Here is a 16,688-nt window from a genome sequence, read left to right as displayed (position 1 = left end):
CCTCGTCAGAACGCCCCAACACACCGAGCCGGACACCTTTGTTGAACAGCGCCCCGGCGACCCGTTCGCGGACCGCCGGTTCGGTGTCATCGCCGAACCGGGCAACCACCCCGTCATAGACAGCGATCTCCTCGTCAGAACGCCCCAACACCCCGAGCGTCACACCTTTGTTGAACAGCGCCCCGGCGACCCGTTCGCGGACCGCCGGTTCGGTGTCATCGCCGAACCGGGCAACCACCCCGTCATAGACAGCGATCTCCTCGTCAGAACGCCCCAACAACCCGAGCGTCACACCTTTGTTGAACAGCGCCCCGGCGACCCGTTCGCGGACCGCCGGTTCGGTGTCATCGCCGAACCGGGCAACCACCCCGTCATAGGCGGCGATCTCCTCGTCAGAACGCCCCAACACCCCGAGGACAACGCCGGTGTTGTAGCCGCCGATCGCCGCGGTCTGGGAAACATCCGACCGGGCCGCTTTGCGGAAGGCTTGCCCTGCGAACTCGAGCCGGTCTTGCTCATATGCACGCTCACCCACGACGAGGGCTATGTCGCTTTCGGCCGTGCCGATCGCAGCATCCCAGTACTCGTCTGTCGGGGCTGACACTTCGGAGTCTTGGGTGACCAGCCGAACGACGTAGTCAAAAGGCTCGATTCCGTCAGCGACCTTCGTGAGCAGCGCGATTGACCCGGCCACAGGCTTGAGGCCCCATCGCAGCGCGTCGTCAAATGTGGCCTTGTCGGCAGCCGGGCACCGGCTTGCCCACAATTCGCGCAGGACCGGTATCGGAATCGGGTCGGTACGACCGCATCGAGCCCAATCAACAACCGCGTGAACGCACGCGACCCCCTCCGGTGACTCGGGATCTCCAGGATCATGGCGACGATCGTTCAGCTTCCCTTCCAGCAGCGGGCCCGCAATCAAAAACGCCGCCAAACCGTGGCGTTCAACCGCCGCCATGTCACGGGAGCCCAGCTGGCTCCGAAGCCCCTCAACCTCACCTCCGGTCGTCTCGGCGAGCGTGACAACGGCTGCATGTTGGAGGACCTCCTGGGCAGTACTCGTCAGCGTAGAGCCCCACTCGTCAGCAACTTGACTGCTTCCCTTCCCCCCGTAAGTGGCCACCACCACCCGGCCGTCGGCCACAGCATTCCACTCATTCAGGGTTCGCAAAGTCACCCCGGAGTTCAGAAACGGCTCAAGGTCATCGAGCCACAACACCGCCTGACCAGCATCAACTGTCGGGTCCTCACCCGGAGTCAGGATCGCAGTCACCGCCTCACCATCAACCGGGGCAACGAACTGAGGCGACCAACCATCGCCGACCGACCGAAGCAACGCCTCAAACAACGACCGTGACTTACCAACCTTCGACGGCCCCCGAACCACAACGACACGCGGTCCCCGCGCAGTCACAGCCGCACTCAATGCTTCCCTGAGCTCAGCGTCTTTCGACCGTTCGACATACTCGGGTCTCTGGCCGCCCGGAAGGATCGCCTGGACCGCTGGATCAATGCCGATATCAGTCGGCACAACCCCCGCTACAGCACCGACGGGCGCCCGAAGATGCCGACGAGCTTTCGCTCTCTCTTGAGACCCCTCTACCTTCACAGCCCCGCGCACCACAACAACCTTCGCCAAAGCGCCCACCGCAGCAACGACCGCCCCAACCACCGCCAACTGAGCCAGCCCAAGCGCAACCCCAGCGCCAACAACAGCAGCACACGCAGCCAAAAAAGCGACCAACAGTCGTTCCCGGCGCACCCACTCCCCAAGAGACCCCGACCAGCGCACACATGAACGGTAACCGACCAACCCCACCAAGCCTCCGCCCACCAGAACCGCCACCGGCCTAGACACCCCGGAACGGTAAACCGAGACCTCAGAATGACGCCGGAAGTATTGAAACGAGCCCACCGGCTCGTAGCCCCTCAAAGCCACGCGACCTTCGCTGACCGTGTGCGCAAGCCGTCAGATCGCTGCAATTCCATGGGTTCGAGCCCGGGAGGAGATTCGAACTCCTGACCTGCGCATTACGAGTCAGGCCATACATGTAGTAGCAGGTGGTAGGGCCTGGTTCCTAACGGCCTTTCAGAGGCCCAAGCCAGCAGGTACCACCTCCTACCGCGTGATGCACCGGAGAATGTGGACTGATTGTGGTCTGCGCAGGACGGACTAGCCCATGCCGGTAAGTTGACGATCACCGACAAATTCGCTTTATGATTCGCTATCTGGCCGGTCGGCCTCGCTGCGAGCCGCACGGAAGGGCAGCCCGCTGACTCAGTAGAGCAGCAGCTGCCGAGATTGGCATTCGACCTAGACGAATTTCCCGATCCGGCCAGCGGCCCCGTCGCTTGGTCGGTCTTCCGAGTGCGACGGCTGCCGAATAGCGCCTGGCACAACTGGTGGTCTGTGGCTCACGACGTGTTCGCTCGGCGTCGCGCCCATCAGGAGACCTCGACCAACCCCTGTTCGGCTCCGTCGCCACGACCTGCGTCAGCATGTTGTTATGTGGACCTCTGGCACCGACCAGGATGCATCGGGCGTGTCTGACGGGAGGGTGGTCAACGACATACGCAGATGAGTAAATGTCCACTGATCCCCACACTTTTCAGGTTGATCCAGAATGACATTGCCCTGGGATTTGACCCACTGATGGTCGACATACATACCCGCCCCAACCGCCCGCTCGTTGGTCCACGTAGTCCATTTGTCAACATGAAACATTTGACCGGAGCCGAACTTGATCCCTGCAGGTTGATATTCATGAGTGGTCGAGGCAGATGCGTTCATCGGGTCGCCCTCCATGCCTGGCAAGAAGAGGTCCCCCCCGTAGAGACTCGATACAAAGTAGACTCGCTCATCTTGGTTCGGGAGTTTGGCCGACTGTCCCGACTCATCGACGCATCCGAAGACGAGCAGAGACGAAACTAAAGCGATACATACCAAGAAAGACCGTGACCCATCGCGACCAAAGTTCATAATCACGATTCACTTCGCAAATCTGGGCCTCCTTCAAGGCATCGTTCCCAACTAGTATTTTCAACTTTCGCCAGTCTGAAGGAGGTGGACGGCGTGCACTCCGCATTTATGATCGAATCTGAGATCGCTGCGCCTTCAAAGTTGGCGTAGTCTAACAGGGCAAAGGAGAGATCGGTATGATCCAGCCGCGCGTCCGTCGCCTGTGCGTTGCGCAGGTCGGAGCTCTTCAAGCTAGCTCCTGTTAGATCGGCGCCGATTAGACTCGCCCCAGTGAAATCAGCCGACGTAGCGGTGGCATTGGTGAGATCGGCACCGGCCAGGCTCGCTCCTGCGAGGTTAGCGCCATTAAGGTTGACCCCAGACAAATCTGTTTCATCCAGGTTGGCTCCACTCAAGTTTGCACCTGACAAGACCGCCGCCTTTAGATTGGCTCCTGACAAGTCCGCTCCCGATAAGTTCTTGCCCCCGAAAGATAGTCCGGATAGGTTTTCCTTCGGTAGCTGGATTTTTTGGAGGTCGGCTAAAAGTAGAGTTTGCTGCATCGATCGCTTGTCCGCCGCGAGGCTTCTGGACTGGTCCACGGCAAGCTGGATGCCCAAAAACCCGCCCGTAATGACAGCTGCCAGGATTACCTCTCGAACGATGATATCCGTGACAGACATGCGAGAACCTCTAACACGTCGAGATGTACGATCACGCTGGGTGCGTCGGGGTCTGTGCCATTGTGCGATTGAGCTCCCAAGCAATAGGAGCAAGGCTAGCACCGAAGTGGATCGAGATTCTGGCTTCCGGGAAGTGTTCAATTGATCGCCCCTCGCAGACCTGCGTGATTGAAGACCGAGCCGCCAATGGCTGCAACGCCACCTTACACACGGCCTGATTGGTGCTCGGAGCTAGCCGCGATCCGGCACGCTTCTTCGCTGAGGGCGACTTGAAGGCTGTTTTGGTGTGATGGTGGTGGGTTGGTGGGGGTGGTGGGCTGCTTCCGTCGGGTTTGGGGGTTTGCTGGCCGCCCGCACGGTGCGTTGAGGATTGTTCAGACTGGTGTGTGGGGTCGGTGAAGCAGCCCGGCCCGGTGTTCCCGGGTGGGGCTGCTGGTTGCTCGGGTGGCGGGCGGTCAGATCCTGAGTGGTGTGGGCGGGTTCATGGTGCGGAGTCGTCGTCCGGCGGTCCGGAGGTGTGGGTTCCAAGGCCAGCGTTTGGGCCAGAGTGTCCATGCCTGCCGGTTTTTGGTGCGCAGGATCGCCGGTGTGCCGAACAGGCAGCGCCTCAGCTTTTTGGGGTGAGCGTGTTCGAACTCGGTGCCGGCGAGGAGGTCGAGCTGGAACCATCGGCAGAGGGTGTGGGCCCAGCCGACCATCGCGGTCCAGACCTTGTTGCGGGCGGTGTCGGGGAACGGGAAGCGGTCGAGGCCGGTGGTCTTGAGACGTTTGATGTTCTCCTCGACGTGGGCGTGTTCGCGTTGGAGCTGGTCGATCTCCAACGGGCTGTCGTCTGTGAGGTCGCAGACGATGATGGTGTGACGCCATCCGTTGGTGTCGAACATCCTTTGTTGGGCGCCGGGGTGTAACGGTTCGCGTCGGATGACGATCCGGGTGCCTGGCGGGTAGTGGACATCGAGGTCGTCTTTGGGTCGCTTCTTCAGGCCAACCCAGTCCTTGATGGCCGGGTTATGGGTGACCTCGACCACCTGCGCTGCACGTGCATCGACATCAGAATCGTTGCCGTCCCAATCGACGTTGCGGGGCCGCAAAGCGTTCTCCCAGTTGGTGTTCTCGTCGAAGGCGAGGATCACCGAACTCAAGATGTTGTTCGACCGGCCGGTGACACAGAACCGCAGGTTGCGGTCCGACATGTCCCACAAGAACCCGAGGGTGTGCCCGGCCGAATCGGAGCGGACAAGGATCTCGTTGGCCGCTTCAGCGGCGTTAGCGCCGGGACGATGCGACCGGGCGACCGTTTCGGGGAGCGCGTCGAGACCGGCGTCAATGATGCCGACCAGATCGACGATCGTGTTCGCGCCGGCGTTGCCGGGCCGGTGCTCGACTGCGAGGGCCTCACCTGAGCAGTCAGCGAAACACGCGACCGGGTGGAACCCGAACCCGCGTTTGTAGTTGCCTTTGGCGTCTTCCTTCTCCGAATGCGCGGGTGTCAGGGTGGCGTCGATGTCCATGATCACCCGGTGGCCGGGGTTGGACCAGCCGTGTTCGGCCCACACCCTGGTGCGGACCTTGCGCATCACGTCATCGACAGCGCGGACCGATTTGGCAGTCTTGGCCATGTCGGTGATCATCCGCCGGAACGTCGTCTCCGAACCGACATCGCCCAGCACGCCTCCGGCTGGATGGAGCATCCCAAGGTCGGTGCAACAGTCGCCACCGGCGTTCAACATCAACAGACTGTGGACCAACAGCCCACCCCGATCCACGACCGGCATGGCGGCACCCCGATAGGGCACCGCCGAGGCGAACCCGGCGGACAGACCAAGCCGATCCGCGTACTCGGCGAGCGGCCCCAAACCGCCCAACGCGACGATCTTGTCGGTCTCATCGACGCCGTCATAACGCACCGAAACCGACGCGCTAGATCGCACCTGACGAATGCGTCCCAAACCAGCTCCCAGAGCACCGAGTTGGCCCAGAGCGGCGGTACGGGCCTTGACCGCGCCACTGCGAGCCACCGTCAACTGGCGAATGGACTCAACGATCCCGGTGGCGTCCTTGGCTGCTGCGGTCGCTTCGCCAGAGAGCACTTTGCGGGCTGCTGCCTCGGCATCGATGTGGTCGTCCTTGCCTCGCCGGGCCGCGGTATGAGCGTGTGGCTGATTCACCTCGATGACCCTGGCTCCACGAGATCGGAGATGGCGGGTGAGTGCAGCACCGTAGGCGCCGGTTGATTCGACCCCGACGGTGATCAGTGTGCCGAAACTGGACATCCAGCTCCACACCTCTGCGTAACCCTTCGAGTTCGCTGGGAACGATCTCGTGCCAACAAGTCGGCCGAGCGGATCGAGTACGGCGACGACGTGCTGGTCGAGATGGCAGTCGATTCCGGCGATGACACCGGTTGATGAGTCGCTCATGTTGGTGGTCCCTTTCCGATATAGGCAGGGCGACCGGTGGCCGGGACCGACGGACACAACAGTGACGGGGCATCTGTCAGCGCAGGTTCCTTATCAGGCCACGTTCGATCTGGGACCGGCCGCGGTTGGCAACAGTCGGACTGACCAACAACGCCGACACGTCCCAGCAAAGACACCTCCATAGGAAGGCCAGTTTGTGAGCAGGTCAGACGCCGCTGGTCAGCCCACCACCATCTTCACTGTTTGTGAGACGGCCCCAGGCTCAGCCGTTCGGCCCAACGACGGCGCCGGGGACGCCGCAATCGGGCTGCTCTTGACCGGGACTGTGCAGTCCTCGGATTGGGCCGATACCGGGTGGACGATGCGGCGTCTCGGCCGATGATTCTGGGCGGTGATATGTGCTGACGCACCACCCGAATGGTGCTTGGAGAGTGGGTCGCCGAGGCCGACGAGGCAGGGTACGGAACTCCGGGGACCGCACCGGAGCAGACCTGGCGACTTCGGACTGGGAGATTAAGCAATCAAGGCCGTGGGAGTCTGGCATCCGGAGGATCATTATGCGGTTTCGTTCTCTACAGCCGACGCGACCTCATCCGCTAGCTAGTCAGCCCCGTCCACACTGGGATCCCATTGATTCTCGCCGGCGCCAGAAAGGTCGACTTCCCTTGGTGGGTATTTCGGGTCCCATTTGTTGTTTCCCGCCTTTACATCGTCGAGAATGGCGTTCCAGAAGTTCGTCTGCGTGAGTGTGGCGCCAGTCAAGTCAGCCCCTGACAGATCAACACCGATGAGGTCGGCGGACCGAAGGTCGGTGTCCCGCAAGTCGGCTCCAGTTAGATTCGACCCGGTGAGTTCCGCGTTGCTGAGATCCGCTCCCTTAAGATCGGCACCCGCAAGATCGACATCAGGCATCGTCGAATTGCCCAAGTCCGCGCCCTGCAGGTTTGCTCCGGTAAGTACAGCGTTTCGCAGTTTGGCATCGGAGAGGTTGGCTCCGGCGAGGTTTGCCCCCGACAGATCCGAGTCGTCCATATAGACGTCCTCTAGATCGACACATGCGAGGTTTGCGTTGGCAAGGTTCGACCCAGGTATACGTCCAGATGCGACGTCCCTTGTATCAAGGCCTGCGAATGCTTCCAACTGGCTGGGATCGACGGGACCGGAAGCGCAGTCGCCGTCCTCCACATTTGCACCGGACTCCGCCTCATCTTGCTCTGGGTCCCAAGCGTTGCCGGGTACAGCGACGCCATCTGGCCAGGTGGGGGGGTTCTCTTCCGGGTTCCATTTGACCCCCTCAAGGTTGGCACGAGTTAAGTCAGCACCTTCCATGTTCGCTGCGGTCAAATCCGCACTCTCCAAGTCGGTTTCAAACAGAATCGCACCAGTTAGATCCGCTCGGGACAGGTTGGCCCCGACCAGCTTCGCTTGAGTCAATTCGGCATTCGTAAGGACGGCCCCGGTCATGTCAGCGTAAGATGCATCAATATTCGACATATCGGAGTCCCTCAACGCTGTCCCAACCATTTTGCTATGCCGAACGTTGGATCCAGCTAGCTTCGATTGACCAAGCCTGGTTTTACTCAGGTCGGACCCTGACATATTAGCATTTGACAAATTCTCAAATGACAGGTTCAGATCTGACAGATTTGCACAATCGAGATCGACCCGCTGGTCAAGCTGCGAGCCGTCAACCGGTTCCCCGTTATTGGCCAGCCCGTTAGGACACGGGTTCTCATCTGCAGGACTCGTGGTGGTGGTCTTGGGTTGAGTGGTGGTTGGGGCCTCAGTGGAGGTTGACCGCTTCGCGGTCGTGCGGGGCGCTTCCGAGGACTCTTCACCGTCACCGCAACCAACGGCGGTCGCTGTCAGCGCACAAACTGCGAGAAGGCGAAAGGGAACCCGGGAACTGAATAGCATGTGGTTCACTCTATGCGAGTTGGATCATGTCTAGGTGGCTGGTGTTTTTCGTGCCGGTTGGGACTCGCGACTCCGGTTCAGGACAGCTAGAATTGCAGGCATGTTCTTTGGTGTTGGGTGCGGGTTGTGACGGTCGGGCAGACACCCCGGCAGGGTGACGTGTTCCGGTCCACAACCGGTTTTGTTGGTGGCGCTGTCGCTGAGGATTCGATCTGGTCGGTCCTTCATCGTGAGTGCCATGTGCTGTTCCCTGATGACGCGTTTGCTGATCTGTTCCAAACAACAGGCCGCCGGTCGGTCCCACCCAGGATCGTGGCGGTGGTGATGGTGTTGCAGAAAGCGTTGGGATGTCGGACCGCGAAGCGGTCGGCGCGTTCCAGTTCGATGCCCGCTGGAAATACGCGTGCGGCGGCCTCGATTTTGACTATCCGGGTTTCGAACGAACGGTGTTGGCCAGCATGCGTTCCCGGCTGGCCCGCTCGGCCGACCCGGACCGGATCTTCAACGTCACCGTCGATGTGGCACGTTCTGCCGGGCTGGTCGGCCGACGTCGGGTGATGGACTCCGCGCCGATCTATGACGCGGTCGCGACCCAGGACACCGTGACGATGATCCGCGCCGCGATCCGGGGGCTTCTCAAGGTCGCCGACCCTGTGCTGGGCGGCGAGTTGCGGGCTGTTCTTGAGCGCGACGATGACTACACCGGGCCGGGGAAACCCGACTGTGACTGGGAAGACCCCGACGCCCGGGTGGTGTTGGTCGACCAGCTCGCCGCCGATGGTCACGCCTGCTTGGGTGTGTTGGACGGCCGGGACCTTCCCGGGCCGGTTGCCCGGGCGGGCGAGTTGTTGGCGACGGTCCTGGGCCAGGACCTCGAGACCGATGAGACCGGCAGGTTTGTGATCGCCCGGAAAGTTGCGAAGGACCGGGTGATCTCCACGGTTGACCCCGACGCGAGGCATGGTCACAAGACCGCAGCCCGGAACTTTGACGGCTACAACGGCCACATCGCAGAAGACCCCGACTCGGAGATCATCACCAACACGATCGTCACCCCAGGCAACGTTGGTGATGCTGCGGTCGCCAAAGACCTCATCGCCGACATCCTCCCCACCACCGACACCGACACCGACACCGACACCGACACCGACACCGACACCGACACCGACCCCGCCGACGCAGACGGCACCACCACCGACACCGACACCGCCGACGCAGACGGCACAGCCGACGCCGATGCAGACGGCACCGCCACCGGTGAGGACGAGGAGGTGCCGATCGTTTACGGGGACTCCGCCTATGGGACCGGTGAGTTCCAACAAGCCCTCGAAGATGCCGGTGTGGAGTCGAAGTGTCGGACCCAGAAACCGGTCAACAAGAAAGGCCGGTTCCCGAAGTCGAAGTTCAACATCGATCTCGATGCCGACACGGTGAGCTGCCCGTCCGGGGTGACCGTGTCGATCCGTCGCAGCAAAGACCGAACCCAAGGAGCAGCAGCGTTCGGTGACGTATGTGCCGAGTGTCCGCTCCGCAAGTCGTGCACCGAATCACAGTCGGGACGGACGATCAGTATCGGACCGTTCGAAGCTGTCCTGGCCGACGCCAGGGAACGCCAAGCCGCTTAGGGCTGGAAGGACGACTATCGGGCCAACCGACCCAAGGTCGAACGCAAACTCGGACACCTGCTGCGTCGACAACACGGCGGGCGGCGTGCCCGCATGCGAGGCCGCATAAAAGTCGGAGCCGACTTTGCGCTGCTCGCAGCATCCCAGAACCTGGCCAGACTCGGCGCGCTCGGAGTCAGATCAACACCCACCGGATGGGTCGCCGCAGCCTAAAAAGCCCGGAGCAACCACCCCGAACACGGGCCGGCCCGCCCCAACAGCCCACCAAACCGGCCGGACCATCCTTCAACACGCCCACCAGCCACAAACCGGCCCACACAACCACCGTCACTGCTGGCCCGACCAGACCAGCCAGCCCCCAAATCACCCCAAAGAACACCAGCCACCTAGCGACCCGTGACAGCGACGTTCGAGTTCTGAGTCCACCGATGGTTCGACCCCGCCAGCCAGTAGGGGCGGCGCTGGGATGCCAACGCAGTCCGTCGGGTTGGCACCGAGAACTTAGCGACCCCAGAGGTCTGATCGAGCTGCGACACTTGTGAGTGAGTCCGCACGATTCAGAGCGGAGTGACAGCTCCCTCTATCGGTCGTACGAATTGACGGGAGCATCGAATCCGACCGGCCAGATGGGATCATTACCAGGGGTCCATTCCACCCCTGAAAGGCTGGTCGTACTCAGATCTGTACCTGTGAAATCGACGTTATCGAGAAAGGCCTCGGCCAGGTCGGTGCCAGTCAGGTCCGCTCCGCTCAGGTTTGCTCCATGCATATTTGCGCCAGACATGCGAGCTTCGCTCAGATTCGCATCCGACATGTCGGTGCTGAGCATATATACCCCACGCGTGCTACCGATCAGGTTCAGGCCTGATAGATCCATGCCGGATATGTCCGCACACTCAAGGTAGGTGGGGTTCTCATTAACATCGACTCCGACGACGTCGTCTCTCGCCAGCACCCTGAGACCATCCGGGCACTTCATTCTCTCAGCTATGGGCACCCGCAGGTCAGGTTTTGGGGCGTCCTCGCCTTGTGCCTGGCTTGCCTCGACGTCAGCGGCCCCTGAGACTTCTGAGGCACCTTCGTCTTCGCTGGACGAGCAACCGACTACGAACAGCATCGGGATCGCGATGCCTACAACCACCCGGAAATGCACACCTACCGGTTTCATCTGGCTCCCTGATTGTTGGGGGTCGAGAGGCAAAATGGCAATCCCAGTCGCCTACGCCCTAATGCGATGAGGCTAGACGATCAGGACGACACGCTTCCCCCTGTGAAAGCTGCGGCAAGGGGCAGCGGACCATATACTTCGACTGCTGAGCGCCTACGAGGGTCAGTCACCGACTCAGGCGGTCCCCGCCCCGCTGGCACTCTGTCGCACTCAGCTTCAGCATCTGGCAGCCCGATTCATGGGCAGCGGGCGTCACCCGAACGGCGATAAAGCGCGGTAAAATCCGATGTGTGCGTGATCCAGTCGGGTTCGCGCCGCCCATAACGTTCAGTCCGGCGCCGGTCCTGCGCACCTGTGTACAAAAACGGCCGTTAACGAACGCGGATGAAGGCGACTTCTGAAAACCGCTGGGCACCGACTCAAAGCGTTCACAACTCGTGCGCGGAATCAACGTCTCACTACTCCCCCACCAACCCCGTTATTGATACGGTCGCCCGATGGGCACCGGTCTTCTTCTGGGGTACGCACGGGTCTCGACGGCCGGGCAGGATGCGTCCGGTCAGGTCGACGCGCTGAACGCCGCGGGCTGTGCTTGAGTCTTCGTCGGACACGCCTCCGGCGCATAGGTTGAGCGGGTCGAGCTGGCCAAGCTCCTCGACCAGGCGCTGCCGGGCGACGTCGTGTGCGTGGTCAGGCACCCTCGGAGCCCTCGTTGCCATGAACGCCGAGGTTGCCATCCTCGCCGCCAGGCCTCTGCCCGCCCTGGTGACCAACGCCTTGGGTAGCACACGATCGCTCGTCGTCGCCCTGGCCGGTGAGGGTCTGCCAACCTGACCAGCGCTGACCCGGACCATCGGACCCACCGATTTTTCGCGTCGACCGGCTCCCCGGTCACTCCGCTACCTCGTCGGACTGAGTGGCTCGGATACCCGCCACAGGGGCATTCGACGATTAGTTCCAAGGGGGTCGGCCTTGGAACCCTCAATCACGGTTGGCAGTCAGACGCGTGGCCTTGAGCCGCTCAGCCACGTCCTGAAGTTCCAGGACTGCTGCCTCCCTTGAGAGGTCAGCACCATCCGATCCAGCCGCCTGCGCCGCGCCATGTGCCTCTAGGCCGATTTAACTTCCAAACCACCTCTGGCCTGACCGTCAGTCACGGAAGCAGGTAGGCACGAGGCCTTGAGCCGCTCAGCCACGTCCTGAGTTTCAAGGACAGCGGCTTCCCGAGAAATGTCGGCCCCGTTCGATCCTGCCGCCAGCGACGCTCCGTGTGCTCTAGAACAGCGACCCCGCGTCTCCAACCCCCTTTGAGATCGGTTTGGGTGCGTTCAAGAGTGGTGGCGAAGGTTGCCAGCGCTCCACGACGATCGAAGCGTCAATATCGCCGTCGGTGCTTTCACCCGTCGACTCCAGCGCCTGCAGGATCTTCACCCGAACACGCGCTGCGTTGATCCCGGTATATTGGAGGTAGCCGACCGCTGCCATCTAGAGTGACGCCCCATGGAACTTGAGTACGCCCGGATTGTTGCCAACAAAGAAAGAGCGTTCTCGGAAGTGTGGCTGGAGCACGGCCCGATGGAGATGAAGTCGCTAGAACGCTCAGGTCTCGTGATCCCCGACTTCGAGACTTGCCACGCTTGGGCAAGTGGCGAAGCCGCCGTCATGGGAGCCGACGGCTGGGAACTCATTCAGGTCGTCGTGCAGCCGACAGACTCAACCGATGTGGCCTACTACTTCAAACGCGCAAAGCAATAGCTGCCAACCTGGCGGAGTAGGTATCCCCCGTTGCTGAGCTCCCGGCTCGATTCCAACCTGCTTCGGTGGGACACAATCATCTCGTCGGTCTCAACGCCGGCGGCGCATCACGCCCACCTTGCCCCGTTACTTACACCTGACCGGGCGTTCTCTATTCAAACCGCCATAGTCCTCAAACATGTTCGAGTTTGAGTAGTCAAGCGTCTTCACATTCGAAAACAATTCGGCGCGGTTACGGTGAACAAGGAAAAGGACAGCCGAAGCAAAGTTGCGATGCCGCATTGCAGTGAGACCTGACGTACTCGGCAAGCCGCCTACCGGCCACTGTGGTCGACCGGCTCCTGCTGTGCTGGCGAGTCGGCACTCGATTTAGATCGGCAGTTCGTACGTGGGGCTGTCGCGCGGTAGAATCAGGTTGAAGTAGCACGTTCAGAGTGAGCCGGCTGGCTGGGCTACCCAACGGGGACCGTTGTGTAGCTAGCTGCCATTCGACAAGAGCTGAGCTATCGTCGGTACACTGCAGTCTCGAGTGTGGGGTCCTGCTGTTGGTCGATCGTGGGCGCTCCTAACACAGGAGATTCATGAGGGTTGCAGCTGTCAAGATTTCCAACCACAAACGTGTGGCTGATGTTAAATTCGACGTGCGCTCGCAGTTGGTGCTTGTTGGGCCCAATGCAGTCGGCAAGTCGACGATTCTCAGGCTGATCGACTCGACCATCGGGGCGAGCTGGAGTTCGCTGTACGCATCGATCGAGCCGAGTCAGCTTCGTGATGCCACTATGCCACTCGAAGTCGAAGTACGGCTCACGGATCTCGACCCTGATGATCTCGCCCATTTCGCAGATAAGGTTCAGGTGAGTGCGGGCGCGACGGCTAATGAAGTCTGGCTGACCGCTCGCCTCACGGCAGTGGTTTCGGCGCTGGACCTTGATCGCGTTGACATCACTCGGTCGTTCGTGAAGCCGTCTGTTGATGACTCGGCCATTACACGGGACGACATCCGCCAGATTGGGTGGTCCTTCCTACCAGCAAATCGGTCGCCGGACCGAGACCTCGGTTCCGGCCGGCTGAGCGCCACTCGCGCTCTCCTCAAAGGGTTGGACCTTAAGCCTCCTGAACGTGCGGCAATCACCAACTCTCTCCAGACTCTCGATGCAGCTCTGCTTACCTCTGGGTCGTTAGGCAAGCTGCGGAAGAAGCTCGCCGATCAGTTGAGCAACCTGTACCCGGATGCAGTCAAGAAGGACGACTTGCACATCCAGCTACCCGCATCGACAGTGGACGACCCTCTCGCCGACCTGGATGTGCAACTCGAACGGGACGGAATGCGTGCTCCTTTGGCTGCGCAGTCAGACGGCCTCCGCTCGATGGCGGTGATCGCACTCCAACTCCTCACCGCTGATGCCGCTCGGGTCCTCGCTATCGACGAACCCGAGATCCACCTGCATCCACGCGGGCAGGCAAACCTCGCCGAGATTCTCTCTTTGGCTCCGGGGCAGCGCGCCGTTGCAACCCACGCGCCTGCGGTCCTTAGCAAGTTCCTACCAGAGCATGTCGTTGCCATCACCGCAGGTGGGTGTCGCCAGTTGCCCGTCGCTGCTTTCGCTGGTGATCCCAAACGTCTTCAGCACTGGTGGGTGGAGTCTGCACTTGAGCCGCTCACAGCCGACCGGGTTGTCTTCGTAGAGGGAGTCTCTGACCGCATTCTCCTGCGATCGGTCGCTCGCCTGCTGGGGCATGACTTCGACCGTCGTGGCGTCTCGGTGGTCAGCCTCGGAGGTGCAGCGAACTTCAAGCCCGCTATTCAGCTCTTCGGGCCGAGTGGTTTCAGGCTTCGGCTTTTCGGCCTTGTCGACAACGCTGAAGCCACCTTCCCCGCGAAGGCTCTTGGCGTCGCGGTACCCGACCTACACAAGCACGATATTCTGATCTCAACCCCCGATCTTGAGGCTGAAGTCGTCGTTGCGCTTGGAGTAAGCGCCACCGTGGGGCTTCTCGTGGCCTCAGGGCTGTTTACGGAGGCTGGAATCTTGCATGCGACGGGTGCCGCAACGGTCGCTGCGCTCCCCCAGACTGATCTCGCTGCACACCTACGCAATCACAAGGTCGAAGCCGCCGCTGCGCTCGATGAAGGACTCACCGCCCCTCAGGCCACCTTGTTGACCGTTCTCGCCGACCTCGCCGGTCGGGCGGTTGCCCCGTGACCGACCTAGACCCCGCCGACTGGTGCAGCTCGACGGACATTTCCGACACTCTGTTGATCGCCCCGCCGGGGTGTGGCAAGACGGAACTGCTTGCGAAGCGCGCTGCCAGCCTCGTTAGGACAGGAGCATTGCCAAAGGGCCGCCGAATTTTGGCGGTGACCTTCACCAACAAGGCTCGGGACAACCTTGCGCAGCGTCTGACCTTGCACGTGGGGCCACAGTTCAAGAGTTGGATAAGCGTGATGAACTTTCACGGTCTCGGGCTGCACCTATATGACAAGCACCGCTACGTCCTCGAAGACCCGATACGTGAACAGTTGCCGGAGGATCGTGCCCTTCGGTCGATTGAGCGATCGGTGTTTGAGTGTTTCGACGTGCCCCGGACCGCGCAGAACGATGTTCGGATGGCCATTCGCACCGCCAAGGCGGGTGCGAGAACTGACCGAGAAGTTATGAACCAGTTGGAAGCGAGCGGTCTTGCTGCTGCGATCGCCTACGAACGGGTTCTGCGGGAAGATTCTCGCTTAGACCACGACGACATGCTCCGTGTAGGGCTGCTCATCATCCGGGAGCCAGCCGTCGCCGCCCTCTACGCCGAACGATTCGCTTGCGTCCTCGTTGACGAGGCTCAAGACCTTACGCGAGTCCAATACGACCTACTGGAACCCATCGGGCAATCGTGCACCGTCTTTGCTGGCGATCGAGCGCAGGGCATCTACACGTTCGCAGGCGCAGACCCCGAGTGGGTGTTCGAGCGGATCCGGGACCGGAATCCCGACGTGGTCAAGCTCCACAAGTCCTACCGATCATCACCCGAGGTCCTCGCCGCTGTCTCCGCCGTTGCAGTTGCGCTTGGTGGCACTGATTTGACGAGCGCCGTCCCCGAGAGCTGGGGCAATCGGGGTCAAGTCACCATTGCATCGTTCCCAACTCCGCAAGAGGAGGCGAACTGGTTAGTTGATGTGATTCGCGGCTGGACCGATGCTTCGATGCAGGAGCACCCGCCGCGACCGGTATCGGTGGGAGTTCTGACTCGGATGAAGCCGGGAGGGAGGAGGGACCTCCTTCTCCAGACGCTTCAAGCGAGTGCCATCGATGTCGAGACATGGGACTTTCCGCTTCACCGGCCCGAGGTCGTTCAGCTCCTGAACAAACACGTCGACTCCGTGGTCGCAACGGTGCTAGAACCCACCGACCAAGTTCAGGAGCTCTATCTCAGATGTTTCGAGGAGGTCGCTCCCGAGAATGCTTCAACCCAGATCGACCTTCGAGACGCGGCCGACGAGCTGCTCGACCTGATTGGGGAAGATAAAGCGCTTGACGAACTGATACACCGAATCCGCATCAGCAGCGACCTGGCGGAACCAGTCGGACACGGCGTCCATCTGCTGACGGGTCACTCAGGCAAGGGGCAAGGCTTCGACAAAGTGATCGTGCTGGGGTTCGAGGAGGGACAGATCCCTAGCTTCTTCGTCAAGGGGTTCCCCGACGAGGATCCTAAGGTTCAGGAAGAATTGGCTCTCCTGCACGTCATGGCATCCAGGGCTAAGGAGGAGCTAGTCCTCACGATCTGCGAGCGTGTGCGCGGATATACGCAACAGCCATCGCGGTGGCTCCGCATTATCGAGCCCCACGCCGTGGTAGTTGCTCCCTGACTGCCCTGTCGGTTATCCCGATCCCGAGGCCAACGGGGTCGAGTTAACGTTCCTGGTACCGATCAGCGGCAGCCGGCTACTTACCGTGTTCCGGGTGGCGACTCAGGGAACACAATGAGAGCGTCTGGCTGGCTCGTCCGGCTCACCTTCAGCGTCCTGAGCTCGCCGAGACGGAGCGACCCGAAGATGTGCTAGCTACTTGCCCCTGAAATAGTCGTGAGATATGTCGTTCAGTGTTGGGGTGGGTCGATTCGCGTGCGGGAATCCGACACGCGATGATGGCTCCGATCACAGAAGTGAAG

11 protein-coding genes and 1 pseudogene are annotated in these 16,688 nt (G+C 61.3%); 5 read left to right on the top strand and 7 right to left on the bottom strand.

Features of this window, described 5'->3' with window-relative positions:
- The 4 genes from MPARV_RS0120425 to MPARV_RS23330 all read right to left on the bottom strand — a co-directional run.
- The coding region (locus MPARV_RS0120425; RefSeq protein WP_202948874.1) for a tetratricopeptide repeat protein at positions 1–1,273 on the bottom strand (1,273 nt) is incomplete at its 3' end.
- A 1,709-nt stretch (positions 1,274–2,982) separates the two neighbouring features.
- Positions 2,983–3,642, bottom strand: a complete 660-nt coding sequence (locus MPARV_RS0120415) for a pentapeptide repeat-containing protein (protein WP_020379578.1) — start codon at positions 3,640–3,642, stop codon at positions 2,983–2,985.
- 455 nt (positions 3,643–4,097) lie between these two features.
- On the bottom strand, positions 4,098–6,062 hold the full coding sequence (locus tag MPARV_RS0120410; RefSeq protein WP_020379577.1) for an IS1380 family transposase: 1,965 nt from the start codon (positions 6,060–6,062) through the stop codon (positions 4,098–4,100).
- Between the two features lie 600 nt (positions 6,063–6,662).
- Positions 6,663–7,979, bottom strand: coding sequence for a pentapeptide repeat-containing protein (locus MPARV_RS23330; RefSeq protein WP_081582499.1), 1,317 nt, complete (start codon positions 7,977–7,979; stop codon positions 6,663–6,665).
- Positions 7,980–8,326: 347 nt separating this feature from the next.
- Between MPARV_RS23330 and MPARV_RS23325 the strand changes: the two genes are divergently transcribed.
- Together MPARV_RS23325 and MPARV_RS26245 are read left to right on the top strand one after the other, a co-directional pair.
- Positions 8,327–9,604 (top strand): transposase, encoded by a 1,278-nt coding sequence (locus tag MPARV_RS23325; protein WP_020379575.1) that lies wholly within the window; start codon positions 8,327–8,329, stop codon positions 9,602–9,604.
- A gap of 15 nt (positions 9,605–9,619) precedes the next feature.
- Positions 9,620–9,817: pseudogene (locus MPARV_RS26245) on the top strand (transposase); the annotation flags it as partial.
- A 367-nt stretch (positions 9,818–10,184) separates the two neighbouring features.
- On the opposite strand, the gene MPARV_RS23320 reads toward MPARV_RS26245, so the two are convergent.
- From MPARV_RS23320 to MPARV_RS0120380, 3 genes are all read right to left on the bottom strand, one after another.
- Entirely contained in the window at positions 10,185–10,772 is a 588-nt protein-coding gene (locus MPARV_RS23320; RefSeq protein WP_031279581.1) for a pentapeptide repeat-containing protein, read from the bottom strand.
- A gap of 458 nt (positions 10,773–11,230) precedes the next feature.
- The gene (locus MPARV_RS25100) at positions 11,231–11,470 is read right to left on the bottom strand and encodes a hypothetical protein (RefSeq protein WP_157789764.1); all 240 of its coding nucleotides are present in this window, start codon (positions 11,468–11,470) and stop codon (positions 11,231–11,233) included.
- Positions 11,471–12,047: 577 nt separating this feature from the next.
- A complete protein-coding gene (locus MPARV_RS0120380) occupies positions 12,048–12,257 on the bottom strand; it encodes a hypothetical protein (RefSeq protein ID WP_020379570.1) in 210 nt (69 codons plus the stop codon).
- 15 nt (positions 12,258–12,272) lie between these two features.
- On the opposite strand from MPARV_RS0120380, the gene MPARV_RS0120375 reads away from it, so the two are divergent.
- The 3 genes from MPARV_RS0120375 (at position 12,273) to MPARV_RS0120365 (ending at position 16,386) form a co-directional block, all read left to right on the top strand.
- Complete coding sequence (locus MPARV_RS0120375; RefSeq protein WP_020379569.1) at positions 12,273–12,527, top strand: hypothetical protein; 255 nt, start codon at positions 12,273–12,275, stop codon at positions 12,525–12,527.
- Positions 12,528–13,108: 581 nt separating this feature from the next.
- The gene (locus tag MPARV_RS0120370) at positions 13,109–14,731 is read left to right on the top strand and encodes an ATP-dependent nuclease (RefSeq protein ID WP_020379568.1); all 1,623 of its coding nucleotides are present in this window, start codon (positions 13,109–13,111) and stop codon (positions 14,729–14,731) included.
- Positions 14,728–16,386, top strand: a complete 1,659-nt coding sequence (locus tag MPARV_RS0120365; protein ID WP_020379567.1) for a UvrD-helicase domain-containing protein — start codon at positions 14,728–14,730, stop codon at positions 16,384–16,386. The genes MPARV_RS0120370 and MPARV_RS0120365 overlap by 4 nt, the downstream gene beginning before the upstream one ends.
- Positions 16,387–16,688: the final 302 nt, after the last annotated feature.

It is taken from the genome of Candidatus Microthrix parvicella Bio17-1 (assembly GCF_000299415.1).
GTDB lineage: Bacteria > Actinomycetota > Acidimicrobiia > Acidimicrobiales > Microtrichaceae > Microthrix > Microthrix parvicella.
This window is presented reverse-complemented; position numbering and strand designations above follow the sequence as displayed.